The 310-nt window shown below is 68.1% G+C and carries 1 protein-coding gene; it reads left to right on the forward strand.

Translation table 11 applies throughout. The features are described from left to right. Nucleotides 1-310, forward strand: a 310-nt coding sequence (locus HH308_RS29435; RefSeq protein ID WP_211188991.1) for a transposase, incomplete at both ends; no start/stop codon positions are given.

Below are 310 nucleotides of genomic sequence, written 5' to 3' on the forward strand. Positions count from 1 at the left end.
GTTGGCCAGCCACGATCCGGGCAAGATCATCGCCGACCTGGCCGTGGCGGTGGCGATCGGCGGCGACTGTCTGGCCGATATCAACCAATTGCGGTCGGCCCCAACGGTATTCGGGTCGGTGGCCTCCGATCCGACGGTGTCGCGACTGATCTCGGCGTTGGCCGCTGATGCCCCGGCAGCCTTGACGGCGATCAACACGGCCCGCGCCGCAGCCCGAGCAACGTGCTGGTCGCACGCCGGTGCCGCTGCTCCCGATCATGACGCCAGCATCGCTGCACCGCTGATCATCGACCTCGACGCCACCTTGGTG

The sequence above is a fragment of the Gordonia asplenii genome, assembly GCF_012933505.1.
Classification (GTDB): Bacteria; Actinomycetota; Actinomycetes; order Mycobacteriales; family Mycobacteriaceae; genus Gordonia; species Gordonia asplenii.